General features: G+C 70.1%; 19 protein-coding genes and 1 pseudogene. 10 read left to right on the top strand and 10 right to left on the bottom strand.

Annotated features, from left to right (window positions below; genetic code table 11):
- The first annotated feature begins 53 nt into the window (after window positions 1-53).
- From QM809_RS04485 to QM809_RS04470, 4 genes are read left to right on the top strand one after another with little or no spacing between them, the layout of a single operon-like run.
- Window positions 54-617 carry a hypothetical protein gene (locus tag QM809_RS04485; RefSeq protein ID WP_415044613.1) on the top strand — a complete coding sequence of 188 codons (564 nt, stop codon included), beginning with the start codon at window positions 54-56 and terminating at the stop codon, window positions 615-617.
- On the top strand, window positions 614-1,798 hold the full coding sequence (locus QM809_RS04480; protein ID WP_415044612.1) for a hypothetical protein: 1,185 nt from the start codon (window positions 614-616) through the stop codon (window positions 1,796-1,798). The genes QM809_RS04485 and QM809_RS04480 overlap by 4 nt, the downstream gene beginning before the upstream one ends.
- A gap of 13 nt (window positions 1,799-1,811) precedes the next feature.
- Window positions 1,812-2,717 carry a hypothetical protein gene (locus QM809_RS04475; protein ID WP_415044611.1) on the top strand — a complete coding sequence of 302 codons (906 nt, stop codon included), beginning with the start codon at window positions 1,812-1,814 and terminating at the stop codon, window positions 2,715-2,717.
- A 49-nt stretch (window positions 2,718-2,766) separates the two neighbouring features.
- Window positions 2,767-3,270 carry a TerD family protein gene (locus QM809_RS04470; protein WP_415044610.1) on the top strand — a complete coding sequence of 168 codons (504 nt, stop codon included), beginning with the start codon at window positions 2,767-2,769 and terminating at the stop codon, window positions 3,268-3,270.
- A gap of 71 nt (window positions 3,271-3,341) precedes the next feature.
- On the opposite strand, the gene QM809_RS04465 is transcribed toward QM809_RS04470, so the two are convergent.
- Window positions 3,342-4,043, bottom strand: a complete 702-nt coding sequence (locus tag QM809_RS04465) for a class I SAM-dependent methyltransferase (protein ID WP_415044609.1) — start codon at window positions 4,041-4,043, stop codon at window positions 3,342-3,344.
- Window positions 4,044-4,200: 157 nt separating this feature from the next.
- On the opposite strand from QM809_RS04465, the gene QM809_RS04460 reads away from it, so the two are divergent.
- Both QM809_RS04460 and QM809_RS04455 read left to right on the top strand, forming a co-directional pair.
- Window positions 4,201-4,992: an LLM class F420-dependent oxidoreductase gene (locus QM809_RS04460; protein ID WP_415044608.1), complete on the top strand. Its 792-nt coding sequence runs from the start codon at window positions 4,201-4,203 to the stop codon at window positions 4,990-4,992.
- Window positions 4,993-5,066: 74 nt separating this feature from the next.
- Window positions 5,067-5,486, top strand: coding sequence for a DUF4259 domain-containing protein (locus QM809_RS04455; protein WP_415044607.1), 420 nt, complete (start codon window positions 5,067-5,069; stop codon window positions 5,484-5,486).
- 362 nt (window positions 5,487-5,848) lie between these two features.
- On the opposite strand, the gene QM809_RS04450 is transcribed toward QM809_RS04455, so the two are convergent.
- Window positions 5,849-7,252, bottom strand: a complete 1,404-nt coding sequence (locus tag QM809_RS04450; RefSeq protein ID WP_415044606.1) for a phytoene desaturase family protein — start codon at window positions 7,250-7,252, stop codon at window positions 5,849-5,851.
- A gap of 99 nt (window positions 7,253-7,351) precedes the next feature.
- Here QM809_RS04450 and QM809_RS04445 point away from each other — a divergent pair, with 99 nt between their 5' ends.
- The gene (locus QM809_RS04445) at window positions 7,352-9,043 is read left to right on the top strand and encodes a TPM domain-containing protein (protein ID WP_415044605.1); all 1,692 of its coding nucleotides are present in this window, start codon (window positions 7,352-7,354) and stop codon (window positions 9,041-9,043) included.
- A gap of 2 nt (window positions 9,044-9,045) precedes the next feature.
- Window positions 9,046-9,721: pseudogene (locus QM809_RS04440) on the top strand (SDR family oxidoreductase).
- 226 nt (window positions 9,722-9,947) lie between these two features.
- Here QM809_RS04440 and QM809_RS04435 read toward each other — a convergent pair.
- Window positions 9,948-11,147 carry a SulP family inorganic anion transporter gene (locus tag QM809_RS04435; protein WP_415044604.1) on the bottom strand — a complete coding sequence of 400 codons (1,200 nt, stop codon included), beginning with the start codon at window positions 11,145-11,147 and terminating at the stop codon, window positions 9,948-9,950.
- Window positions 11,148-11,246: 99 nt separating this feature from the next.
- On the opposite strand from QM809_RS04435, the gene QM809_RS04430 reads away from it, so the two are divergent.
- On the top strand, window positions 11,247-13,244 hold the full coding sequence (locus QM809_RS04430) for an AlwI family type II restriction endonuclease (protein ID WP_415044603.1): 1,998 nt from the start codon (window positions 11,247-11,249) through the stop codon (window positions 13,242-13,244).
- Here the strand turns inward: QM809_RS04430 and QM809_RS04425 are convergent.
- The 5 genes from QM809_RS04425 to QM809_RS04405 all read right to left on the bottom strand — a co-directional run bounded on the left by QM809_RS04425 (window position 13,196) and on the right by QM809_RS04405 (window position 19,041).
- Complete coding sequence (locus tag QM809_RS04425) at window positions 13,196-14,005, bottom strand: alpha/beta fold hydrolase (protein ID WP_415044602.1); 810 nt, start codon at window positions 14,003-14,005, stop codon at window positions 13,196-13,198. The two genes, QM809_RS04430 and QM809_RS04425, sit on opposite strands and share 49 nt — an antisense overlap.
- A 110-nt stretch (window positions 14,006-14,115) precedes the next feature.
- Window positions 14,116-14,805: a haloacid dehalogenase type II gene (locus QM809_RS04420; RefSeq protein WP_415044601.1), complete on the bottom strand. Its 690-nt coding sequence runs from the start codon at window positions 14,803-14,805 to the stop codon at window positions 14,116-14,118.
- On the bottom strand, window positions 14,798-17,056 hold the full coding sequence (locus tag QM809_RS04415; protein WP_415044600.1) for a Dam family site-specific DNA-(adenine-N6)-methyltransferase: 2,259 nt from the start codon (window positions 17,054-17,056) through the stop codon (window positions 14,798-14,800). The genes QM809_RS04420 and QM809_RS04415 overlap by 8 nt, the downstream gene beginning before the upstream one ends.
- A gap of 276 nt (window positions 17,057-17,332) precedes the next feature.
- Entirely contained in the window at window positions 17,333-17,845 is a 513-nt protein-coding gene (locus tag QM809_RS04410; protein ID WP_415044599.1) for a hypothetical protein, read from the bottom strand.
- The gene (locus tag QM809_RS04405) at window positions 17,845-19,041 is read right to left on the bottom strand and encodes an acyl-CoA dehydrogenase family protein (protein ID WP_415044598.1); all 1,197 of its coding nucleotides are present in this window, start codon (window positions 19,039-19,041) and stop codon (window positions 17,845-17,847) included. The genes QM809_RS04410 and QM809_RS04405 overlap by 1 nt, the downstream gene beginning before the upstream one ends.
- Before the next feature lie 104 nt (window positions 19,042-19,145).
- Here QM809_RS04405 and QM809_RS04400 point away from each other — a divergent pair, with 104 nt between their 5' ends.
- Entirely contained in the window at window positions 19,146-20,231 is a 1,086-nt protein-coding gene (locus QM809_RS04400) for a DUF2804 family protein (protein ID WP_415044597.1), read from the top strand.
- Between the two features lie 621 nt (window positions 20,232-20,852).
- Here the strand turns inward: QM809_RS04400 and QM809_RS04395 are convergent.
- Complete coding sequence (locus tag QM809_RS04395; RefSeq protein WP_415047011.1) at window positions 20,853-22,517, bottom strand: DUF5635 domain-containing protein; 1,665 nt, start codon at window positions 22,515-22,517, stop codon at window positions 20,853-20,855.
- A gap of 201 nt (window positions 22,518-22,718) precedes the next feature.
- Window positions 22,719-25,577, bottom strand: coding sequence for a leucine--tRNA ligase (leuS, locus tag QM809_RS04390; RefSeq protein ID WP_415044596.1), 2,859 nt, complete (start codon window positions 25,575-25,577; stop codon window positions 22,719-22,721).
- Between the last annotated feature and the right edge of the window lie 29 nt (window positions 25,578-25,606).

Raw genomic sequence — 25,606 nt, 5'->3', positions numbered from 1 at the left:
CGACGTCCCGCTGCCGCCCGTCGGCGCGGCCGCCCGGCATCGCCAGTCGCGGAGTGCTGGGCACCGACAGCGTGCCCGCGAGCAAAGCGCTGCCGGTCCGCTGCCTGGTGGACTCCTCGGCGTCGATGGCCCCGGCCTTCGCCCGGTCGGCGGTCGCCGCCTGCGGCGACATCGTCGCCGGGATCAGCGCCGTGGTCTCCCATCAGGGCACCGTCGACACCACGGTGCTCAGCCCGGGCACCCCCGGCAGTCGGCGGGTCGCCCCGGACCAGCTCGGCGAGTCGTTGATCGCCCCGCCGGCCGCGGGTTTCGGCCTGGCCGTCCCGATCGCCGCCGCCCTCGCCGCGGACACCGCACCCCGCAGCCTGACCGTCGTCATCACCGACGGCCCGGGCGGTGTGCCGCGCAATGCGGGCGGTCCCGGACGACCGGTGGTCACGCTGGCCGTCGCCGACATCACCTCCACCGACGTCTTCACCGGTCCGGCCGCCGTGGTCTCCCCGCGCGCCTGCGACCGACATGACGTCCGCGCCTTCCTCGCCGAGCGGCCGGACATCGTGCAGGCCGTCGTCGGGCAGATCCTGACGCCGCTGCGAGAGGCCGGTCACCTCGGATGACCGGAACCGCGTACGAGGCCGCCGCGGCCCGCAGGCCCAAGTGCCCCCGCTGCTTCTCGCACCTGCCCGACGACCAGTTCGCCTGGAAGTTCCGGGACCCCGACGAGTTCGTGCACGACGAGATCGCCAGCGCGTACTCCGGCAAGGAGATCACCTCGGCCGAGGTGCACGTCGACGAGCCGCTGCCGGCGGGCGTGAGCATCCACGAAGTGGTCGAGGCCTGTCCGATCTGCCACTACGAGCTGCCGCCGCGCTGGCGCGAGGGCGAGGTGACCTGCGTCGCGATGGCCGGTGCCCGCTACACCGGCAAGACCGTCTACCTGGCCGTGCTGGTGAAGCAGCTCGAGCGCCTCGCCGAACAGTACGACCGCGAGGTGATCCCCGCCGACCACACCACGGCCGAGCGGTACCGGGTCCTGTACGAGACGCCGCTCTTCGTCGAACGCGGCATCGTGCAGGCCACGCCGAGCGCGCTCACGCACGTCAACGATCCGCTGATCTTCAACCTCGGGCACTGGCAGGGCGTGCCGCGCTACCTGGCACTGCGCGACGTGGCCGGGGAGGACCTGGAGAACCCGCACCAGATCAACCCGACGGTGCTGAGCTTCTTCCAACTGGCCGACGCCGTGTTCTTCCTCTTCGACCCGTTGCGCGTGGAGGAGATCGCGAACCAGTTGCGCGACCTGATCCCCGTGCCCGACGAGCTCGGCGGCGATCCGCGCGAGGTGCTCCGCACCGTGATGGGGCTGATCGCCGACAACCATCCGCAGCTCGCGGTGATCATCTCCAAATTCAATGCGCTGCAACAGCTGGCCGCGGTCGCGAACACCGAGTGGAGCCGGATCATGCTGCAGCCCGGTGCCGCGTTCAACCGCGATCCGGGACTCACCAGCAGGTACTACGACCAGATGGACGGCGAACTGCTCGACGCCGAGGTCCGGAGCCTGCTGCACCGACTCAACGCGGGCCCGCAGATCCGTGCGATGCGCAATCCGGTGACCGGCGCCCAATACCCGCACCGGCTGTTCGCCGTGTCCGCGCTGGGCGAGTCGCCGGCCGGTAAACAGCTCCACCCGAACGGCATCTCACCCTTCCGATGCGCCGATCCGGTCCGCTGGCTCTACGCCGGCCGAGGCGTCTTCGAAGACGACTACCCGCAGTATCCGCAGGCCGGGATGTGAGAGAAGGACGACGATGACCAATCCCTTCACACCGAACCCGGGTCCGGGTCCGTCCGGGCCCGCCGCGCGCCGACACGAACTCCCGGTCGGCGGTCCGTTCGGTCGACCGGCCGCACCTCCGACCCCCGCCGCCGGCCCGGGCTCGGCCGCCCCGTACCCCGGGGCCCCCGGGGGCGGCCCGGCGGCGGGCGGTGCGCCGTATCCCGGTGCGGCACCGATGCCCGCCCCGTACCCGCCCGGGGCGGCTCCCGCCTTCCCCGGGACACCGGGCGGCGGGCCCGCCGGGTTCGGCTCGCCGTACCCGGGGGCCGGTGCCGCACCGGGCGGGGCACCGTCGTCGTACAGTCCGTTCCCCACCGGCCGCACGGCGGTGCCCGGCGCGCTCGAGCACCGCGGCCCGTTCGACATGCCCCCGACGCCGCCCGTCTTCGGTGTCGCCCCGACGCCCGTCCACACCCGCTCCGGCCCGGCCGGCGGCGGCGTGCGGGTGCCGCGACCGACGACCGTGATCGTCGCGTCGAGCCTGCTGTGGCTCTGCGCGGCCCTCTGTCTGGCGCAACTCGTCCGGATCATCCTGTTCATCTCCTCGGCCTCCGACCTCGCCGTCGGCATCAGCCGGCAGGATCCGACCGGAGTCGTCCAGACCACCGCCGTCTCCTGGATCAACCAGGCCGAGAGCTGGGCCATCTACCTGGTGTCGGTCTGCACCATCTTCGCGACGCTGAGCTATATCGTGTTCGGGATCTCGGCGTTCCGGGGCCGCCGGTGGCCGCGGGTCGCCGCGGTCGTGTTGGCGGTGTTCTCCCTGGCCTTCCTGATCGGCTTCGAGCCGGTGTCCGTGACCATCGTCATTCTCGGCATCGCCGCGACCGTTCTACTCTGGATGCCCGACTCGCTGGTCTATTCGCTGAAGCCCTGACCGGCATCGACCATCATTCGGCGCGGGGAGAGAATCGATCATCATGGCGATGGATGCACCTGGACTGACCGACGTCACCGTCTCGACGACGTGGAACAAGGCGGCGACCTTCGCCACCGACCTCGACCTGGACCTGTCCGCCCTGTCGCTCACCGGACAGGGCACGGTCCCGTCCGACGCGGAGTTCGTCTTCTTCAACAACAGCGAGTCGCCGAGCCGCGCCGTGCTGCATCGCGCCGATCCCGGCGGCGTCCTGGAGACCCTCGGCATCGCGCTGTCCGCGACGCCGTCCACCGTCGCCGAGATCGCCCTGGTCGCCACCCTGTACGACGAGAAGGGCACCTTCGGGCTGCTGCGCGACGCGACCGTCACCGTCTCGGACCGGCAGCTCGGCACCCTCGCGGAGTTCTCGCTGTCCGAGTCGCTGGGCGAGCACACCGCAGTCCACTACGGCAGTCTCTACCGCGACGGCGACCGCTGGCTGTTCCGCGCCGTCGCCGACACCTACCCGGGGCTGGCCGCGGTGGCCCGGAAGTTCGGCGTCGACGTCTGAGCCCGGGTTCGGCCCCTCCGCTCCCCGATCCGCCCGCGAGCGACGCGAGCCCGCGCCCCGAAGAGCCGCCGTCAGCGCCGCGTCGCCCTGAGCACGACGTCGTCCATGTGCCGCCGCCCCGCGGTGCCGCCGGCCGGACGCCCCCGCGGGACCATCGCCAGCCGCCGCACGTCGAGCCGGTCGGCGAACTTCTCGGCGACGTCCGCGGGCTGGAAGTACTCGTCGGGGTCGTGCCCGTGCGCCCGGATCCCCTCCGGATCATGGGCGACGACGAGCAGCGTCCCGCCCGGCGCGAGCGCGTCGACGAGTGCAGCGATCACATCGGCCCGGTCGATCGCCACCGGGAAGTAGTGCATCGACACCAGGTCGTATCCCGCCCCGCCCTCTGAACCGCCCGCGCCGTCCCCCGACCTGTCCTCGTCGCTCCCCGAGCCGACCTCGCCGCTCCCTGAGCCCGTCGAAGGGACCTTCTCCGCGGTCAGATCCACCCGCCGCCACGCGATGGTTTCACGTGAATCCATCGCCGCCGCACGATCGAGCGCCACCTGCGAGATGTCCACCGCCGTCACGTGCCAGCCCCGGTCGGCCAGCCACCGCGCGTCGGCCCCCTCCCCGCTGCCCACGTCCAGCGCGGTCCCCGGCGTCAGCTCGGCCGCCTCGCGGATCAGCGCCGGATTGGCCTGCGCCGTCCAGAGTCGATCGGCGCTGCCGTAGCGCTCGTCCCATGCGGCGGCGCTGTGCGGATGGTGTGCGTGACCGTGGTCGTGACTCATACCCGAGAGGGTATCGGGGAGCCGGCGCCGGTACGGTCGGCCCGCCGACACGGGGAGGCCGGACACCCTCGCCTCGATCGGGCACCCTCGACCGGGGATGCCCGATCGAGACCACACACCGGCCCCCGCCGAACGGATCCTCCGGCAGACTGGGCTCATGGCCTTCCCCGTGCGCATCGGCGTCCAGCTCCAGCCGCAGCATTCGCCCGACTACGCCCTCCTGCGCGACGCGGTGCTGCGCGCCGAGGACCTCGGCGTCGACGTCCTGTTCAACTGGGACCACTTCTTCCCGCTCCACGGCGACCCGGAGGGCGCCCACTTCGAGTGCTGGACCATGCTCGGCGCCTGGGCCGAGCAGACCGAGCGCGTCGAGTTCGGCCCGCTGGTCACGTGCAACTCGTACCGGAATCCCGAACTGCTGGCCGACATGGCCCGAACCGTCGACCACATCAGCGGCGGGCGGCTGATCCTCGGCATCGGCAGCGGCTGGTTCCAGCGCGACTACGACGAGTACGGCTACCCTTTCGGCACCAAGGGCTCCCGGCTCGACGACCTCGCCGCCGCCCTGCCCCGCATCACCGCGCGGATGTCGCGGCTGAATCCCGCGCCGGTCCGACGCATCCCGCTCATGATCGGCGGCGGCGGACCGCGGAAGACCCTGCCGCTGGTCGCCGAGCACGCCGACGTCTGGCACTCCTTCGTCACCGTCGAGACCTATCGGGAGAAGAGTGCCCTGCTCGCCGGTTACTGCGACGGTCTCGGCCGCGACCCGGAGACCATCGAGCGGTCCGCGGAGATCAAGTACCGGGGCGACGACGAGGCGACCCTCGCCTTCGCCGACGAGATCACCGCCGAGGGCGTCTCCCTGCTCACCGTGGCCACCGACGGCCCCGGCTACGACCTGAGCGCGGCGAAGCTCCTCTGCGACTGGCGCGACCGACACCGCTGATCTGTCACAGGGGCACGCTAGCCTGCCCCTGCAGACGTGTTCACGAGAACCGCACCGCCACCGAAGGAGCAGCCATGGGCGCCTGGGACACCGGAGTCTTCGACAACGACGACGCACTCGACTGGGTCGAGGAATACCGCGGCGAGGAGGCGGGCACCCCTGCGCTCGACCTGATCGTCGCCACCATCGACGAGGTCGTGGGCGACGATGCCGAGGAGTACGTCGAGATGGATGCGGCGTCGCGGGCGCTCGCGGCGATCGCCGTCCTCGCCCGGGCCCACGCGGGCGACCGTGCCCCGGCTCTTCCCGTGGGCATCGACCCGATCGATCCACCCGCCGGGGAGGTCGGGCCGGACCTCCGCCGTCGTGCCGCCGAGGCCGTCGAACGGATCCTGGGCGAGGAGTCGGAGTGGACCGAGTTGTGGAGCGAGTCCGACGCGTACCCGAACGCCCGCGCCGCGGTGTCGGAGCTGCTCGCGGCCCTCGCTCCGTAACCGCCCCGCTGCACCGCCCCACCGACCGGCCTCGTCCCCCGGCCCCTGAGCCGCGACCGAGGAACGAGGCCGCGTGTCGAAGGGGTCGGCGAGCGTCCTTCCTCAGTGATCGAGACTCCCCGGTGATCGAGACTCCCTCGGTGATCGAGACTCCCTCGGTGATCGAGCGGAGTCGAGATCCCCTCGACATTCCGGCGGTGGTCTCGACTCCGCTCGACCAACGAGAAGAGAAAGCCGACTGACGAGGAGAGAAAGCTGACCGGCGAGGAGAGAAAGCCGGCCGGCGAGGAGAGAAAGCCGGCCGGCGAGGCGTTAAAACCGACCGACGAGGCGGCATCGACCGATGAGCGCGACCCTGCGAGTCAGCGTAGAAGCCGGGCCAGCGCGTGCCGCGCCGCCCGGTATCCGCTCATCCCGTGCACCCCGCCGCCCGGCGCGGTGGCCGCCGAACACAGGTAGACCCCCGGCAGCGGCGTGACCTGCGGCGTCGACCTCAGCACGGGGCGAGCCAGCAGCTGGCGCAGGGACGTCGTACCGCATCCGATGTCGCCGCCGACGTTGTTGGCGTTGTGGCGTTCCAGATCGGCCCCGGTGGTGACGATCCTCTCCACGATCACGTCCCGGAATCCGGGGGCGCAGCGCTCGATCTCGGCGATGATCGACTCCGACACGTCGACGTCGCACCCGGCCGGAACATGGGAGTAGGCCCAGGCGAGGTGCGTGCCCGCCGGGGCCCGCGACGGATCGACGCGGGTCGGTTCGCCGCCGAGCACCCACGGCCGCAGCGGGATCCGTCCGGCCGCGGCATCCGCCTCGGCGACGGCGATCTGCGCGGCGTCGGCGGCCAGATGGAAGGTCGCCGTGGCGGCGAAACGCGGATCCCGCCACGGGATCGGCGCGCTCAATCGGAAATCGACCTTGCAGGTGCCGGACCCGTATCGGAATCGCTCGAGCCTGCGCCGATAACGCGCGGGCAGGCGGTCGCCCAGGATCGCGGTGAACGCCCGGGGCGAGGTGTCGAAGAAGAGTCGGGCGCCCTCGGGCAGTTCCGTCGCACAGGTCACCGGGTGTCCGGTCTCGATCCGGCCGCCGTGCGAACGGATCACCGAGGCGAGCGCGTCGCTGATCGCCTGCGAACCGCCCCGCGCGACCGGCCAGCCCGATCCGCCGAGCGCGGCGAGCAGCAGGCCCGGCGCGGTCGAGGCGAGCGCGGAGAGCGGCCGCGCGGCATGCGCGGCGATCCCGGCGAAGAGGGTGCGTGCGTCGTCGTCCCGGAACGCGGTCCGGGTGAAGGCGCCGACCGGCAGTCCGGCGGCCGCCGCGAACCTCGCCGTGGCCGCCGGGTGGCGCGGGAGCCCGGGGAGGTTCAGGACGTCGTCGATCAGCCCGGGCTCGCCGCCCGCCCAGCCGACGGCGTTCTCCCAGGCCCGGCCGAGTTCCCGAGCGCGGACCTCCGGATCGCGGGCGAGTCCGATCGCCCGGTCGGGGGCCGTGCCGTGCACCACCGAGTACTCCGGCACCAGCCATTCCAGACCGTGTCCGGTGAGGTCCAGTTCTTCGAACGCCGGCGAGACGAATCCGGTCGGGTGCACCGCGGAACAGACGTCACGCCTGATCCCGGATCCGAAGACCTCGTCGGTCCGTGCTCCGCCCCCGATCGTCGGGGCCGCCTCCCTCACCAGGACCCGGCGGCCGGCCCGCGCGAGCAGCGCTGCCGCCGTCAGCCCGTTCGGCCCGGCGCCGATCACCACGTCGTCGTATCGCATAGGGCTCCAATGTCCCACAGCGAGCCCGGAGGGCCCCAGGTATCGGATGTCCGGCAGATCGACCGGTGGCCTCCCGGGCCGAGCCGCTAGATTGGACTCATGACCCTCGCTCGTCGGCGCGTGCTCACGCTGCCAGCTCTGAGTCTCCTGTTCGCGCTGTTTCTCGGCGCCTTCCTGGCGGCCCCGGCCCACGCCGATGCGCCCGCGCACCTGCCCACCCAGGTGGTCGACGCCGCCGAAGTCCTCAGCGAGAAGCAGGAGGGGGAGATCAGCCGGGCCGTCGAGCGGCTGTCCGCCCGGAAGGACCTGCAGCTCTGGGTGGTCTACGTCCGCGACTTCGAGGGCAGATCGCCGCAGGAGTGGGCTCACGAGACCCAGCAGCTCAGTGAGCTGAGCTACCGCGACATCCTGCTCGCGGTCGCCGTCGAGGACGGTCGCTACTACCTCGGGGGCGCCGATCACATCGACGATCTGTCCCCGTCCGAACTGGACGAGATCGGCCGGGAGGTCGTCGAGCCCGCCGTGCGTGACAAGAAGTGGGCGAACGCCGCGCTCGACGCCGCCGCCGAGATCTCCGACGTCACGTCGCGGAGCTGGCTCTACATCACGCTGATCGCGGTGGTCGTGCTCGCAGCGCTGGCCGGGTCGATCGTCTACGTCTCCCGGCGCAGCAGCCGGCCGGGAACGGAGACCGGCGAACCCGCCGAGAGCGATCCGCTCACCGTCGGCGAGCTCACCGAGCAGTCGCTCACCACCCTGGAACCGTGGGCCGACGAACGCCTGACCAGCACCGACAACGCGGTGTCGTTGAGCGCCGACGAGCTCGCCCTGGCCGAGGACGAGCTCGGCGCCAGCCGCATCGCACCGTTCCGGGCCGCACTCACCACGGCCGAGAGCGCGGTGTCCGCCGCCTTCCGCCTGCGGCGGGAGGCCGATCGGGACGGTATCGACGACGACGAGAAGCGCGCACTGCTCGCCCAGATCATCAGCATCTGCTCGGACGCCGACCGTTTCCTGGACGATCAGGCCCCCGCGTTCGACTCCGTGCGCTCCCTGATCCCGGAGGCGTCCGATCGACTGGATCGTCTCGCCGAGCGTTCCGCGACACTCTCGGCGCTGCTCGGGGAGAGCGCCGAGCAGGAAACCGGACTCACCGCGGACTTCACCGGCTCGATCGTCGATTCGGTGGACGGGAACGTGCGCCTCGCCGAGGAGCTGATCCAGTTCGCCGACGCCGCCATCGACCAGGGGCGCGACGCCGCCGCCGAGCAGAGCCGGTCGGTGGTCGCCGCGATCCGCTCGGCCGAATCGGCCCTCGACACCGCGCAGAAGCTGCTCGACGCCCTCGCCGACGCCGCCCAGAACCTGGAGGTCCTGGGCCGGGAGTGCACACCGGCCGTCCGGGCCACCGCCGAACTGAGCGCCGCCGAGAGCTTCGTCGACACGCGCCGCGGAGTGATCGGCGCCCGGGCCCGGACCTGCCTGATCGAGGCCGAACGCCTCCTCGATCAGGTGCAGTCCGCCGACACCGACGACGAGCCGACCGACCAGGCCGCCGCGCTCGCCGACGAGGCCCTGGTGCTCGCCCGCCAGGACGTGGCGGCGTGGCAGCGATCCGGCGACGCCGGGGCCCCGGCCCTGACCGGGGTGCTGATCGACGCCGTCGTCGTGCCGACCGCGGTGGTCCCGGCGGATCTGGGCAACGGCGGTTACAGTCACGGCGGTCGTACCCCGGGTTCGTTCGGCGGCCCCGACACGTCCGGCCGGATCGCGACCGGCGGGCGCGTCTGACCATGCCCACCGCACTCGTCACCGGCGCCTCCCGCGGGATCGGTGCGCAGATCGCCCGCGCCCTCGCTCCCACGCACGAACTGATCCTCCTCGGCCGCGACTCCGCCGCCCTCGAGGCACTCGCGGCCGGACTCGGCGGCGCGCGCATCCTCGCCGTGGAACTGACGGACGACGACGCCGTGGCCGCCGCCGTCGACGGGATCACCGAACTCGACGCGCTGGTCCACTGCGCCGGGATCGCCAGCACCCTGCACCCGGTCGGGGAGACCGCGGCCGCCGAATGGCGTTCCCTGCTGGAGATCAACGTGGTGGCCGCCGCCGAACTCACCCGGCTGCTGCTGCCTGAGCTGCGCGCCCGCCGCGGCCACGTGGTGTTCCTGAACTCCGGGGCGGGCCAGAACGTCCGACCCGGCTGGACACCCTATGCGGCGAGCAAGTTCGCGCTGCGCGCCCTGGCCGACGGCCTGCGCGCCGAGGAACCCGACCTGCGGGTCACCTCGGTCTATCCGGGCCGCGTGGACACCGACATGCAGCGCGGCATCGTCGCGATCGAGGGCGCCGACTACGACCCGTCACGGTTCCTGACCCCGGAGAGCGTCGCCCTCGCCGTCGTACAGGCTCTGTCCGCCCCGGCGGATGCGCATTCCGACCGATCTGACGCTCCGCCCGCGCGGCTGACCGCCCCGGTCCCCCGCGGGTGCCGGTCAGGGGGTCGAGCACCGTCGCCTCGATCGAGACCGGGATGCCGAGCACCCTCGGCCAGAGGTGGTTCTCCTCGCCGGTCGGGGATCTCGACTCCGCTCGATCACCGAGAAGGCGCGATCACCGAGAAGAACTCGATCACCGAGCAGTCCCCGATTCCCGGAGCGAACACACCGGGGAGCACTCATCCGGCGGGTCGGTCTCAGGGCAGTGTCACCGTCTCCTCGGCCACGGGCTCGGCCGCCGGGAAGAGTTTCCGCACGATCAGCGCGCAGGCCACACCCGCGAGCACCCCGTACGCCAGGTTCTGCGTCGGCAGCGTCACCGCGACGGTCACCAGCATCGCGGCGCTGTCGGCGACGGGGGCCTTGCGCAGCGTCGACGGCGAGATCGACGTCCAGTCCATCGTCGTGAACGAGACGACGACCATCACCGCGACCAGCGCGGCCATCGGGATCGCGGTGAGCACGGGCTCGAAGAACACCAGCATGCACAGCAGCGCGAGGCCCGCGACGACGGTGGAGAGCCGGGTGCGGCCGCCGCAGGCCTTCACGTTCATCATCGTCTGGCCGATCATGGCGCAGCCGCCCATGCCGCCGAAGAAACCGGTCACCACGTTCGCGACGCCCTGCCCCTGACTCTCGATCAGCGGCGACGACGGCGTGTGCGTGAGGCCGTCGACGATCCGCTGCGTGATCAGCGTCTCGAGCAGACCGATCAGCGCGAGGGCCAGCGCGTACGGCAACACGATCCGCAGCGTCTCCCAGGTGAACGGCACGTCCGGCATGCCGAGGGTCGGCAGCGTCGAGGTGAACTCCCCCTCGTCGCCCACCCGCGGCACGGCGAGCGCGAAGACCACGGCCGTCGCGGTCAACAGCGCGGTCACCACGAGCGGTGCGGGCACGGCGGTGGTGATCCTGGGCATCAGACACATCAGTGCCAGACCCCCGGCGACCATCGGATAGACCAGCCAGGGCACCCCGATCAGGTGTGGGATCTGCGCGGAGAAGATGAGGATCGCCAGCGCGTTGACGAAGCCGGTGAGCACGCTGTTCGGGACGAACCGCATCAGCTTGATCACGCCGCCCCAGGCCAGCAGCACCTGGATCAGGCCGCCGAGGATCACGGCGGCGATCAGGTACCGCACGCCGTGGGAGGCGACCAGCGGAGCGACGACGACGGCGATCGAACCGGCCGCCGCCGACACCATCGCCGGACGGCCGCCGACGAGCGAGATCGTGAGGACGAAGATCACCGACGTGAACAACCCCACCTCCGGGCCGACGCCGGCCAGGATGGAGAAGGAGATGGTCTCCGGGATCAGTGCGAGCGCGGTGACCAGCCCGGCGAAGACCTCGGTGCGGGTCAGGCGCATGCGCGCCTGGAACGTGGTGCGGGACAAATTCGGAACCAATCGTCGGGAAAGCCTCGGGAAGAGTAGCGGAGCGACGACGGAACGACGAAGCCGTGACACCGTTCCCGACTGTGCCACGATGGGCGGGTGACACCGCCGCGCGCCAAGTCGCTCGTCCATCTCGGCGACACCTCGTTCCGCCGCAAGGACGTGATCGCCGGATACCACGCGATGCTGGAGGCGCTCGCGGAGTTCCGGTCCGACGACGAGCGTCCGTGGGATCCGGTGACGCAGGCCGAGTTCTACCACCTGCTGCGCGGTCTGGCGCCGGACGTCTTCGGCAGCGGCACCGCGATCGCCGAGGCCGACGCCGCCAAACGCGCCCGCACCTACACCAGTGCCCTGGTCAAACTGGGTTTCGTCGACGAGCACGAACGCCGGATCACCGCGCTGGGCGAGCTGTTCTCCGGCGGCGACCGACGCCGCCTGGATCGGTTCGACCGGCTGTGCGCGCTCACCCCCGAGAACTCGGCCGTCCTGCGCGGCGTGCTCTCCTACACCGAGAAGACCGACCGCGGCGACCGCTACTTCCCGGTACGACTGCTCCTGCGCGTGTTGCACCGGACCGGACCGCTGAGCACCGACGAGTTCGCCTTCGCGTTCATCGCCGGGCCGAAGCTGATCGGCGTCGACGTCGAGGCGCTCGTCGCGGCGATCACCGACATGCGGGCGCGCGGCGCCACCCTCGACACCGCACTCGGTGCGGCCGAGCGGACCCTGGAGCAGGATCGGTACATCATCTCGGGCGTGTTCACGCCCGAGGCGTTCCCGAACGGCAAGGGCCCCACCTTCGTCGAACGCTACCGGGCCTTCCTGCTGGCGCTCACCGACTTCCGGGAGCATCCCGACGCGGGGACCCTCGCCCGGCTGCGCCGCGCCGTCGCCGACGGCGGCGCCACGGTCAAGGCTCGCTTCGATCCCGCCCGGTATCTCCCCGACCTGCGCAAAAGCGGCAACGGACCGCTCACCGTGTACCGCAGCGCGTGCTATCCGTCGTGGGACGGCGACGTCGTCGACTTCCGTCAGGGCATCGTCGACCTGTTCAACGGCAGCCGGATCACGTCTCTGGTCCGCGAATACCTCGACAACGATCTGCGGATCCTCACCGCGAGCGGCGTGTTCTCGGTGTCGGAGGACCGGGTGAGCGCAGGCGCCGCCTACGCCGGGGAGTTCTTCGCCGCCGTCGACGACCGGCTCGTCGTGCTGTCCGACGTCGCCCCGGACGATGCGCGGCGGGCGGCCGGGGTCGCCGAATCGTGCGGCCCGGATGCCCTCGCCCGCACCGACGCGCGGATCGTCGCCCGGCACGGCATCGCCCCGGACGAGATCCAGGAGTTCGTGGAGGCCCGGGAACGCGCCCGGTTCGACCGGGTCGTCGCGTCGTCGTTCCCGGCCGGAGAGGTGCGGCGACTGCTCGGTCTGATCGCCGACGACTACCGTTCCGCCGCGGTGAACACGGTGCGCGAGAAGGCTTTCCGCGGCAAACCGACGGTCCCCTGCATGTACGAGTACCTGGTCGGACTCTCGCTCTACTACGCCGCCGACCGGGCCTTCGATCCGCGCGCGGCGTTCGGGCTCTCCCTCGACGGCGACTTCCTGCCGATCAGCCACGCCCCCGGCCTGCGCGGCGACATCGAGTTCGTCCTCGACGGCCGCCGCGTGCTGGTCGAGGTGACGCTGATGGACCCGGCCACCCAGCGGCGCGGCGAACTGGAACCGGTGCTGAGGCACGCGACCAACCTCGCCGGCGAGTTCCCCGACGACGAGGTGATCACCCTGTTCATCGCGAACGAGGTGGACCCGAACGTGGCGCGGATCTTCGGTTTCGCCCGGGTGATGGCGATGGCCCCCACCGACGGCGGCACCGGCACCGCGAGCCCGCTGATCGTCTCCCTGCGCACCCGCGACTGGATCGAGATCGCCACCGCTCCCCTGTCGTCGACGCTGGACCAGGTCGCCGCGGAGGCCGGTCGCACCGAGGTGGAGTACCTGAACTCGGACTGGAACGCCGAACTCGTCGACCGGCTCGTGAACCTTCAGTCCTTTTCGGTTCCGGACCGTCCGGCGGCGACCGCGGAGCGATAGATCTCCGCCCAGCGGTCCTCGTCGGGGAAGTGCCCCATCCCCGGGACGACGACGAACGTCGCATCCGGCAGCAGCGTCCTCGCCTTCTCGGCGGCCGCCAACGGCACCTCGTCGTCCTCGTCACCGTGGAACCAGGTGACCGCTCCGACGTCGCCGAAGGCGAAACCCCAGGGTCGCTGCTGCAGCAGCATCTCCCGCCGCATGCCCGCACCGCCCTGAACCGCGGACTCCGCGACGGCGGGCTCGTCCGGCATCGTCTTCCCCAGTACGGCGAGCAGGGTCTTCGCGTAGAGACCGCGGGCGGCGCCGGACCTCCGCAGCAGCGCGAACACGGCTCGCGCCGACACCGGGTACCCCCGGCGGACACCCGCGTAGAACACCGGCGGCAGCCCGCTCACCACCGTCGTCGACACCGGGTTCCCGAGTGCCGAGAGCGCCAGCGCGTGCGGAGCGCCCGCGGAGATCCCGATCGCCCCGTAGGTCTCCACCCCCAGATGGTCGAGCAGCGCCAGGACGTCGGACACCCCGCTCGCGACGTTCCGACCGGGCGCATCCGGAATCGGAGTGGACCGTCCGTAACCGGGTCGCGCGACGGAGATCAGCCGCACCCCGGTGCGCGCGCAGAGCCGCTCGTGATCGGAGTCGATCGTGGCCCCGCCCAGCAGCCCGTGCAGCGAGACGATCGGGAATCCGTCGTCGGGACCGCCGAGCGCGTATTCGAGGAGACGCCCGTCGGCCGGCTCGAACATCTCGTTACCCACGCCCACCTCTGCTCCCGGTGATCGGCGCCTCGCGGGAGGCGCCACGGTCTCCCCGATGGTACGACGAACCCGCGTCCCGCCGGTGACCCGTTTCAGGGGATCTGGTCGTTTCAGGGGATCTGGTGCAGGCCGGTGACCCGGTGGTCGAACTCGCCCGCTTCGTCGTCGACGGCATCGTCGATCCGCCCGAACTCCCCCGGCCGGTACACGAACACCGTGTTCAGGCCCTGTTCTCTCGCCGCACGCAGGTCGTACGGGTGGGAGGCCACCATCGCCGTGCGTTCGGGCCGCACCCCCAGATACCGGCAGGCGCGCGTGTACAGCACGGGGTCGGGTTTGAAGGCGCCGAACACCTCGGCGGTGAAGATCGCGTCCCAGTCGATGCGCAGATCCTTGAACAGGGTCACCATCGTCGCCATGTCGGTGTTCGAGAGCGTCGCGACCAGCGACTCCGAGCGGAGCCGTCGCAGACCGTCGGGGACGTCGTGCCACGGGACCAGCCGCGTCCACGCCCCGGCGAGTTCGGCGCGCCGTTCCGCGGGCAACTCGATCCCGAACGACGCGCACACATCGGCCAGGCCGTCGGCGTAGACCCGCTGCACCGGGTACCACTCGTCCGCGGACTGCTCCAGCGCCGCGACCCGCGCGAAGTAGTCGGCGCGCCACGCCCGCACCACGTCGCCCACCGGCACCGCGACGCCGAGTTCGGCGAACTCCGCGGCGAGCGCCTCGGCGACCGGCGTGTAGAAGTCGAGGAGGGTGCCCTGGACGTCGAACAGGTACGCGTCGAACTCAGCCATGATCCCCGCGCCAGTTGGTGATCAGCACCTCCCGGGACGCGTTGCGGTCTTTCCGCTGGTACGACGAGTTCGCATAGCTGTAGTCCAGCGTGTGCACCACGAACCCGTGCCCTTCGGCCCACTCGGACAGCTGGTCGTGGTCGGACCCCTTGTGCGACAGGACGTTCGATAGTCCGAAGGTGCCGCCGCGCGCGGCGAAGCCGGCCAGGTGATCGAGCAGGTCGGTCTCGTCGTCGACGGTCCAGGCGTTCTGCTCGTTGTAGGGAGCGGTGCCCAGGAGGTACGGCGGATCGCAGTAGACCAAGTCGGTGGTCTCCAGCTTGCCGAAGACGTCGCGGAAATCGAGCGTCCACAGATCCGGATTCAGCCGGTGCATGCAGGCGACCGTGTCGAAGAGGTTCTTGCGGACCCGGCTGTTGAAGTCGCGCTTGCCCACCGGCATGTTGAACTCGCCGCGACGGTTGTAGCGGATCTGGTTGTTGAACCCGAACACGATGAGCGTGAAGAACGTGTACGGACGACGACGATCCGCCGCATCCATCCGATTGAAATCGGTCCGGAGCTGCAGGTACGCCTCCTTGTTCACCTTCCCGAGTCCGTTCGACGAGTTGGCGCCGTAGGTGTCGTACCCGTGCTTCTGGCTGTCGGAGAGCCCGTACTCGTCGATGATCGACTCCACCCGGGCCACGATGTCGGCGTGCGAGACCTCCCGGAACAGCTCGCCGAGCCCCACCACGTCCACCTGGACGTCGTTGAACGCCACCTCTGTGTAACCGGAGTTCATGCCGACCGTCATGGAGCCGCTGAACACGTCGACGAAGCGCTGATGTCGCTCGCTCGGCGCGGGCATCAGCGGGATGATCTCCCCCACCAGGCGCTTCTTGTTGCCGGTGTAGTTCAGCGGGCTGCGGACGAGCGGCGGCGGGGTTCCTGCGGCGCCCGGCGCCGTCGACGTCCCGGAGGATCGACCGCTGCCTCCGGAGAGACGACCGATCGCCGCTTCGGGGACGCGCTCCACCTCCGCGACGGGGCTCCCCGTCGACGGCCCCGAGGCACGATCAGACATCGTCTTCTCGCCCCGGGACACCGGCCCGGTCCCCGCCGACCGCGCGACCCGAGCCGCCGTTCCCGCCGATCGAGCATCCCGATCCGCCGCTCCCGCCGGCTGAGCCTGCTGCGGGACGACGTGACGAGGACGTGTCGAAACCCCGGTCGACGCCGTCGAACCGGCGTCGTCGACATGGCAGACGAAGAGCCGTTCGACGATGTCGCCGATCCCCGACCGGCCGGTGGTGAACTCGCGGTGCGGGACGTCGACCACCTCCACCCGGCCGCGACGGCGCATCACCGAGAGGATGTCGTCGTCGGTCAGGCGTGCCGCGGAGCGGGCGTTCCCACGCTTGCCGGTGTCGTTGTACGACATGATGATCGTCGACGTGTCGAGGGCGTCGATCAGGTCGCTGAACGCCGGGACGGCGGCCGTGGTGCAGTAGTCGCTCTTGAGATGACGCCGATCCATCTTCCGCGCCTTGAACTGCACGGGGCCCTTCTGCCAGTCGGTGACGTTGTCGAGCACGTGGTACAGGTCGCCGTACTGGCGGGAGTTGTACGGCGGATCGATGTAGACCAGATCCCACCGACGCTGCCGGACCAGCTGATTCGCGTCCGACCGGGTGACCGTGTGCTCCCGCTCGAAGGTCTCGGTCTCCGGCAGCCCGAACACCATCCGGACGTCGGTCGCCGCACCCTCGCGGTAGGCGTCGTAGTGGCCGACGGTCGCCGCCAGCCGGTCCATGCCGTAGAGCAGACTCGCGATCAGGACGGCGCGCTCGCGCTCGTTGAGCGCCCCGGACGCGTGCCACCGCTCGATCTCCTCGCGGTAGTGACCGACCAGCCGGGCGTTGGCCTCGGAGTAGTAGGTGCCGCCGAAGGTCTCCGAGAAGTAGTTCGGCGCCAACGACGACGGGTCCGCGGCGTTGATCTCGGCGACGGACTCGGCGAGCCTGTCGTGGTCGAGCGGCTCGGTGCCGAAGAAGGCCCGGTAGACGGTGGTGTTGGACGAGAGCAGGTCGTTGAAGGTCACGGCCAGCCCGGTGCGGGCCAGCGACTCCCCGACCACCCCGGTGCCGGCGAACAGGTCGGCGGCTGTCTCGGGGGGTTCCGGCAGCGCGGCGATCACCTCGCCGATCACCGGCAGCACCGCACGCTTAGAACCGAGGTAACGGCGGTTTCGGAGCTGAAAAGTCTTCACGACCTGCGTCTTTCCATTTCTGCATCAGATTCTGCGGAAAACGCTATCACCCCGGTACGACAAGATCGCAGCGCTGCAGGCAGCAGCCCCACCCGATCGCCGGCAGGCGGATTCTCCTCACCGGCAGGCGGATTCTCCTCGGCTGCAGACGAGTCCTCTACACCGGCAGACGGGTTCCCTGCACCGGCAGACGGGTTCCCTCGCTGGTCGAGCTGATTCCCCTCGCTGGTCGAGCGGAGTCGAGACCACACAGCGCACCGGGATCGGCGAAGCCGATCAGTCGAGGCGGCTCCAGCCCTCACCGGTGCGGATGGAGGTGAATCTCTTGGTCTTGCTCCCCTTCTGGCGTTTCCATTCGATGGTCATCGTGTCTTTGCCGATGTCGAACAGATCGCCGTCGGAGGTCTCGAACTGCACGCTCTTGGGCGTCAGGTTGACGAAGGGCGCCTTGAACAACCGCATGTCCGGGTTCTTCTCGCCGCGCCGCGTGGGGCCGTCGGAGGTCCACGCGAGCAGGTAGCGCTTGGCCCCACCCGCCGGTCGGCAGACCAGGAACCGATGGTCGCCGCTCCAGGTCATCCGGATCGCCTGGTCCGTGCCCGCGCAGCGCACATCCTTGCGGTCGCCGAAACCCTGCAGGTCGGCGCCCCACGGCATCGGCCCGTAGGTGGGCGGCAGGGAGACCGCCGGCTTCTCCGGCGCAGCCTCCGGATCCGACGAACCGCACGCCGCCAGCACGCCGACGAGCGCGATGCTCGTCGTCGCGGCGGCGACGGCCCGTCCGAGCATCATTTCAGGTCAGCGCTCGACTTGCCGAGCACACGACGGGCGATGATCAGCTGCTGGATCTGCTGGGTGCCCTCGAAGATGTCCAGGATCTTCGAGTCACGCGCCCACTTCTCCACCAGTCCGGTCTCACCGTAGGCCTGGGTGGAGCCGATCTCGACGGCTTTGTTGGTCACCTCGGTAACGGTACGCCCCGCCTTGGCCTTGCTCATCGAGGCCTCCAGCGAATTCGGTTCGGAGTTGTCGGCCATCCACGCGGCACGCACGGTGTGCAGCCACGATGCCTCCCAGTCCGACTCGAGACGGATGAACTCGGCCACCGAGGCGTGCTGCGCCGCGGCCGCACGGTCGTAGTCGACCGGGTGACCTGCTTCTTCGAGCATGCGGCGCATCTCTTCCAGCGCGGCGCGACCGACGCCGACGGCCATGGCGGCGACGACGGGACGGGTGTTGTCGAAGGTCTGCATGACCCCGCCGAAACCCTTCTTGACGTCGATGTCCGGGCTGCCGAGCAGGTTCTCCTTCGGCACGCGCACGTCGGTGAACACGATGACGGCGGTGTCCGACGACTTGATGCCGAGCTTGTTCTCCAGGCGGGCGACGGCGACGCCCTCGGCGTCCATCGGCACCACGAAGCTCTTGATCGCCGCGCGGCCCTTCGACTTGTCCAGGGTCGCCCACACCACGACGTGATCGGCCCGCGAACCGGCGGTCACGAAGATCTTCTCGCCGTTGATCACGTAGTCGTCGCCGTCGAGCACCGCGGTGGTGGTGACCGCGGCCGAGTCGCTGCCGAAGCCCGGCTCGGTGATCGCCATCGCGGCCCACACGTCGCCGAACTTCTCCAGCTGCTCCTTGTTCGCGACGGCGGCGATCGCGGCGTTGCCCAGGCCCTGGCCGGGGATCGTCAGCATCAGGCCGACGTCGCCCCAGCTCAGTTCCCGGGCGTTGAGCACCGAGCGCAGGTTGGCGCCGTTGACGGTGCCCTCCTTCGCCGAGTCGGCCTTGTCGGACTTGCCGGAGCGCTCCTGCTCACGGGCCTGCTTCGCGAGCTTGCCCAGCTCGTCGAGTTCGGTCGGGTAGTCGTGCTCGGCCAGATCGTATTTACGGCTGATCGGGCGGAAGATGTGCTCGGCAGCGAGACTCGCACGCTCGACGGTGGAGTTCAGCTTCTCGGGGAGCTCAAGGTTGATCGCCATGCGCGATACCTTACTACTGAGTAAGAAACCTGCCAAGAGTCCTCGCGACGAGCATCGTCCCGGGTCACCGGCGCCCACGCGCCGGGCGCGGTATTTTACTACCGATGAGTACTCCGCTGTATCCCCCGGCACCCGTCGCACCGCCCCACTCCCTCGTGGAGGACGGGCGATACCGCTTCGGCACCTACGACGGCCCCATCGCGATCATCAACCCGCTCGACGCCGGGAACCGTCCCAGCTTCGAGAGCACCCGCCGCAAACGGTTCGACGGTGTGCGCCGCGCCAATCGAAACATGCGGCTCAAGGAGTGGGAGGCCTTCCAGCTCGGCGACGACGACCACTTCGTCCTCGGCGCGGTGTACAACGCCAAGACCGTCGGCCTGATCCAGGTGCTGGTCGTCGACAAGCACGCCGCCACCATCACCCGGTGGGAGACCAAGATGCCCGCGCCGACGCTGGCCGTGGCCCGGGGGCTGCTCGGATCGTCGTCACGGGGCCGGGTGGCCGATTTCCGCGTGGAGATCGGCAATCACCTCGAACGGGGCCGCGTCACCGTCGACGCCCACCACCCCGGCAAGGAGGAGCTCGCGTCGATGGGCCTGCACGTCGCCGGCTCGTGCGGCCCCGACGATGCGGCGCACCTCGTCGTCGTGCATCCGTTCAGCGCCGATCGGGCGCTGTACTCGCACAAGACGATGATGCCGATGAGCGGCAGCCTGGTGATCGGCGGCGATCAGGTGGGATTCGCCGACGAGCGCGGCTACCTGATCCTCGACGACCATCACGGCGACTACCCGCGACCGATGCGCTACGACTGGGTGACCGGCATCCGCCGCAGCGAAGACGGAGTGGTCGAGGGATTCAACCTCACCGACAACCAGGTCCTGGATCCGGCCGAGTTCAACGAGAACGCGATCTGGATCGGGAACCGTCTCCGGCGGCTGCCGCCGGTGACCGTCGAACGCCCCGACGGACCGTGGGGCAAATGGTACGTCCGCGACGTCTCCGGCGCCGTGGACGTGACCTTCACCCCGACGGTGAAGTCGACGATGCACGTCGGCCCGCGGAAATCGCTCGCCGAGTACTACGCGCCGTACGGCTGGTACGAGGGTGAGATCCACGCCGAGGACGTGACCTTGAACGTCGACGGCATGTTCGGCGTGGGGGAGCAGAAGCGCATCACGCTCTGACCATCGTGCCGCCGAACCGCTGATTGTTAGATTAGATGTAATTTAATCTAACAAATACCCACTCACCTGGGGTTTCCGGTGATCTCAGGAGTGCGAGACGCCTCCGACCACCGGATTCAGCCCCGCGACGGTGCGTTCGGCCCCGGAGCCGGGCCCGTTCGGCTTCTCTTCGTGTGCAGCACCCGGGCCGACGACGGTCGAATACCCGAGCCGCCGGTGGTCGGTCTCATCGGAAACATGCTCTTACCTCGGTATTCTCTGAACCGAATGTGTCTCTCCGCGCCTCGGTGCAGCGGGAATCTCGCCGTTTCCGGGGTGACCTCCACCGTCGTCCCGCATGCGTCGATCCGGTGCCGACAACGCATGTACCCGATCTCCGGCAGCCCTGATCGTGGGCGACCGCCCCGATCCGCCGGAGGCCGCCGTCCCCGCGGTGGGATCCCCGAGAACCTGCCGCTGGGCGCCGTCGCCCCCTTCGACGAGTGATTATTAGATTAATGACTGTCTAATCTATCAATACGTGTTCTGCCTGGGAGTTTTCGCTGACCGGAGCGGTCTTCGCCGAGTCCCGTCGCTTCCTGCCGCCGCACCGGACCCCTCGGCTCCCGACGAGCCCTCATCTCAGGGGCGTTCGTACCGGGCGGAACGTCCTGCGCCCAGGCTCACCAGGTCACCCCGTGCGACGAGGGCGTCGAGCGTCCGCTTCACCGTTCCGCGCGACGTGCCGGTGAGGACGTCGAGATCGCCCGTGGTGACGCTGCCGAAGGCATCAACCCAGTCGCAGGCCACGACGGCCTGAGCGTCGAGATCGGTGCTCAGATACGCCATGACGGGGGAGTCGCCGTCCGGATCGTGAGCGGCGGCGAGCAGGGCCCGAGCGGTGGGACCGAGGATCCAGGAGTCCTTGTACCCGACGATCAACGGCCCCGACCGGACCGCCGTCTGCCGGGCCGCCTCCACCGCGATCCGGGCCGCCTCGGCGGACGACTGCAGGGCCTCCTCGATCTGTGTCGTCGTCACGAACGCACGGTGCATCAGTCGGTGGAGGATGATCGCGATCCGATAGTCGTTCCGCCGCTCCGCAGGGGCGACGGCCCGGACGCACTCCATCACCGGATACACCGGCCGCCCGCCCGTGAGGGTGCACAGCACCCGCACGCCCGGCTCCTCGGTGATCTCCGGAGGCCGATGCCCCACCACGAGCATCTCGCGGTACATCCGGTCGACGCCGGCCCCCGGTTTGTCGACCAGGCCCAGCGCCCGGAACAGATCGGCGAGGGCGGGATGGCGAGCCGTCCGCCCGCTCACGACGTTCGACGTGGTGATCCCGTCGGGGAAGCCGCCCGGGCTCACGACGGTCAGCGTGCTCTCGAGGTCGGACCAGCGCACCTCCGTGGGCTCGGGTCGGTTCCAGTCCCGGTGTATCACCCCGTTCAGCAGCGCCTCCCGGACGGCGGGCTCCGGCACCCTCCGCACGGACTCGCGGCGGGCTCCGTGCCCCGCTGCGGCCATCGTGTTCGCCACGCGCACGGCGAATTCGATCTGCATGAGCTGCTCGAGCAGGGAGCCCTCGGGCGCCGCGGAGATCCGGTTGACGAGCGGTCCGTCGGGGACGTCGGACTCCGTGAAATCGAGCAGCGTCCGATCCGCACGGGTGAGCAGCAGGGCTCCCGCGCGGGTGAGCAGCCCGTCGGACCGCACCGCGCCCAGCCTGCGCAGCACCTCCTCGTCGGCGGCCGTGTCCGCGTCGAGGAGTCGGCGCACGATCTCCATCGCACCCGGCCGCACCGTGTCCGGCCCCTGCGGTGACGGCGCCGCCATCGGATCCGCCCGCTCTGCGCGATCCCGGTGTTCCCACCATTCGGAACGGTCGACGGGCCGACTCGAGCCGCCGACCCGCCACCGAAGTCCGCCGTCGGTGTCCTCGACCGGCTCGCGCGCCTCGGCGACGAAGACCGTGAGCAGACGCAGGCCCTCGGCGCGTTCCTCCCGGATGTCCGGTGCCACCCCGATCCTGCCCAGGACGCTGTCACGGAGCCAGTCGCCGTCGAGCTCGGTGCCGATGATCCGGCCGGTGCGGTCCTCGACGCCCACGATCAGCGCGCCGCCGCCGGGGGAGTTCGCCATGCACGCGACCTCGTCGGCCAGGGCGACCGCCGCGATCTGGTTGCTGGGCAGGCCGGCATCGAGCTCGCGCCCGTACCGTCGGCCGGCCTCCTCGTGGAAGCCCACCGACTGCGTCTCGGCGGTCGACGTGAGTCGGCCGTCCGACGCCGTACTCAGCATCACCGAGACCAGGCGTTCGAGTTCGCTCCGCCGATCCGATCTCTTGACCGACACAGCCGGCACCATCCTCACGCCTCACGTCGAGCAGATGTTCTGCAGATTAAAGCCCCGCCAATCTAACAATTTCCACCCTCAGGCGTGAAGACTTGTGAGATTAGCGGGGCTTTAATCTGTTAGATACTCCTGCCTGGGCTCGTGACCTCAGGGAACGACGTTCACCGTCCGGCCCGGCACGTAGATCACCTTGCGGGGCTCGCCGTCGAGGAAGCCCTGCACCTTCTCGTCGGCCAGCGCAGCGGCCACCACGGTCGCCTCGTCGGCGTCGGCGGCCACCGTGATCCGGCTGCGCACCTTGCCCTTGACCTGAACCGGGATCTCGACCGTGTCCTCGACGAGGTGGCTCTCGTCCACCTCCGGGAACGGGCCGTGCGCCAGCGAACCGTCGTGCCCGAGCCGCTTCCACAGCTCCTCGGCGAGATGCGGGGCCAGGGGAGCGAGCATCAGGACCAGCGGCTCGACGGCGGCACGCGGTGCGCCGTCGGGGCAGGTCTTGGTCAGGTGGTTCGTCAGTTCGATCAGTTTGGCGCCCGCGGTGTTCATCCGCAGCCCGTCGTAGTCCTCCCGGACCCCGGCGATGGTCTTGTGCAGCGCCTTGAGAGTCTCGCCCGACGGCGCCGCGTCCGAGACCCGGACTCCGCCGGTCTCCTCGTCGACCACCAGGCGCCAGACGCGCTGCAGGAAGCGCTGCGCGCCGACGACGTCCTTCGTGGCCCACGGACGCGACTGGTCCAGCGGACCCATCGACATCTCGTAGACGCGCAGGGTGTCGGCGCCGTAGTCGCGGCAGATGTCGTCGGGAGCGACGGAGTTCTTGAGCGACTTGCCCATCTTCCCGTACTCCTGGGTGACCTCTTCGCCGTCGTGGAAGAACTTCCCGCCGGACTCCGTCACCTCCTCGGCCGGCACGTAGACCCCGCGCGAGTCGGTGTACGCGTAGGCCTGGATCATGCCCTGGTTGAACAGCTTGCGGTACGGCTCACTGCTGGTGACGTACCCCAGGTCGAACAGCACCTTGTGCCAGAACCGCGAGTACAGCAGGTGCAGCACCGCGTGCTCCACACCGCCGATGTACAGGTCCAGGCCGCCCGGATCGTTCGCGCCGTGCAGCTCCGGACGCGGACCCATCCAGTAGGCCTCGTTCTCCTTGGCGCACAGCGTCTCTTCGTTGGTCGGATCGATGTAGCGCAGCTGGTACCACGAGCTGCCCGCCCACTGCGGCATCACGTTGGTGTCCCGCGAGTAGGTCTTCAGCCCGTCGCCCAGATCCAGGTCGACGGCCACCCACTCGGTGGCCTTCGCCAGCGGGGGAGACGGCCGGCTGTCGGCGTCGTCCGGATCGAAGGCGACCGGCGCGTAGTCGGCCACCTCGGGCAGCTCGATCGGCAGCATCGAGTCCGGCAGCGCGTGGGGGGCGCCCTCGGCGTCGTACACGATGGGGAACGGCTCGCCCCAGTACCGCTGCCGCGCGAAGAGCCAGTCGCGCAGCTTGAACTGCACGGTGCCCACGCCGGTGCCCTCGGCCTCCAGGCGTTCGACGACGGCGGCCTTGGCCGCGTCGACCCGCAAGCCGTCCAGGAAACCGCTGTTGATCAGCGGTCCGTCGCCGGTGAAGGCGGCGGCCCGGATGTCGTCGGAGCCCTCGATCACCTCGCGGATCGGCAGGCCGAAGGCGGTGGCGAACTCGTGGTCGCGCTCGTCGTGCGCGGGGACGGCCATGATGGCGCCGGTGCCGTAGCCGAGCAGCACGTAGTCGGCGATGAACACCGGCAGTCGCTCGCCGCCGACCGGGTTCACCGCGTAGGCGCCGGTGAAGACGCCGGTCTTCTCCTTGTTCTCCTGGCGCTCCAGATCGCTCTTGGCGGCGATCGACGCGCGGTAGGCCGCGACGGCCTCCTTCGGAGTCGATGCCGCACCGGTCCACCGCGGGTCGACGTCGGCCGGCCAGGCATCGGCGACGATCCGGTCGACCAGCTCGTGCTCGGGGGCCAGCACCATGTACGACGCGCCGAACAGGGTGTCCGGGCGGGTGGTGAAGACCTCGACGGCGGTGTCGACCGGCGCGGTGCCGGGCACCGGGAACCGGACGCGCGCACCGCGCGAACGACCGATCCAGTTGCGCTGCATGGTCTTGACCTTCTCCGGCCAGTCCAGCAGGTCCAGGTCGTCGAGCAGACGATCGGAGTACGCGGTGATCCGCATCATCCACTGGCGCAGGTTCTTGCGGAACACCGGGAAGTTGCCGCGCTCGGACCTGCCGTCGGCGGTCACCTCCTCGTTGGCCAGCACCGTGCCCAGGCCCGGGCACCAGTTGACCAGCGAATCGCTCAGGTACACCAGGCGGTACGAGTCCAGCACCTCGCGGCGGCCCGCATCGTCGAGGTCGGACCAGATGCGGCCGTCGTCGAGCGTCCGGGCGCCGGAGTCGAACTCGGCGATCAGCTCGGCGATCGGGCGCGCCTTGTTCCGATCCTCATCGAACCAGGCGTTGTAGATCTGCAGGAAGATCCACTGCGTCCACCGGTAGAAGTCGACGTCGGTGGTGGCGACGCGTCGTCGTTCGTCGTGGCCCAGGCCCAGTCGGCGGATCTGCTGCAGGTAACGCTCGATGTTCGCCTCGGTGGTGGTGCGCGGATGCGTGCCCGTCTGCACCGCGTACTGCTCGGCGGGCAGACCGAACGAGTCGAAACCCATGGTGTGCAGCACGTTGCTGCCGGTCATCCGCTGGAAGCGGGCGTAGACGTCGCTGGCGATGAAGCCGAGCGGATGGCCGACGTGCAGACCCGCGCCCGAGGGGTACGGGAACATGTCCTGAACGAAGAGCTTGTCCGGCGCCTGCGGACCGGAACCCGAGAAATCGCTGAAATCGCCCGCGAGCGGACCGACCGGGTTCGGCGCGGCGAAGGTCTGGTTCTCGGTCCAGTGGTTCTGCCAGGCCGCTTCGATCTCACCGGCGGTCTGCGCGGTGTAACGGTGGCCCGGGGTGCTGTCGGCGTTGCTCACCCGACCAGGGTAATTCGTGGACCGATTCG

The sequence above is a fragment of the Gordonia sp. (in: high G+C Gram-positive bacteria) genome (genome assembly GCF_047600385.1).
GTDB lineage: Bacteria > Actinomycetota > Actinomycetes > Mycobacteriales > Mycobacteriaceae > Gordonia.
Note: the sequence above shows the minus strand (reverse complement) of the source record. Positions and strands in the feature narration are given on the sequence as shown.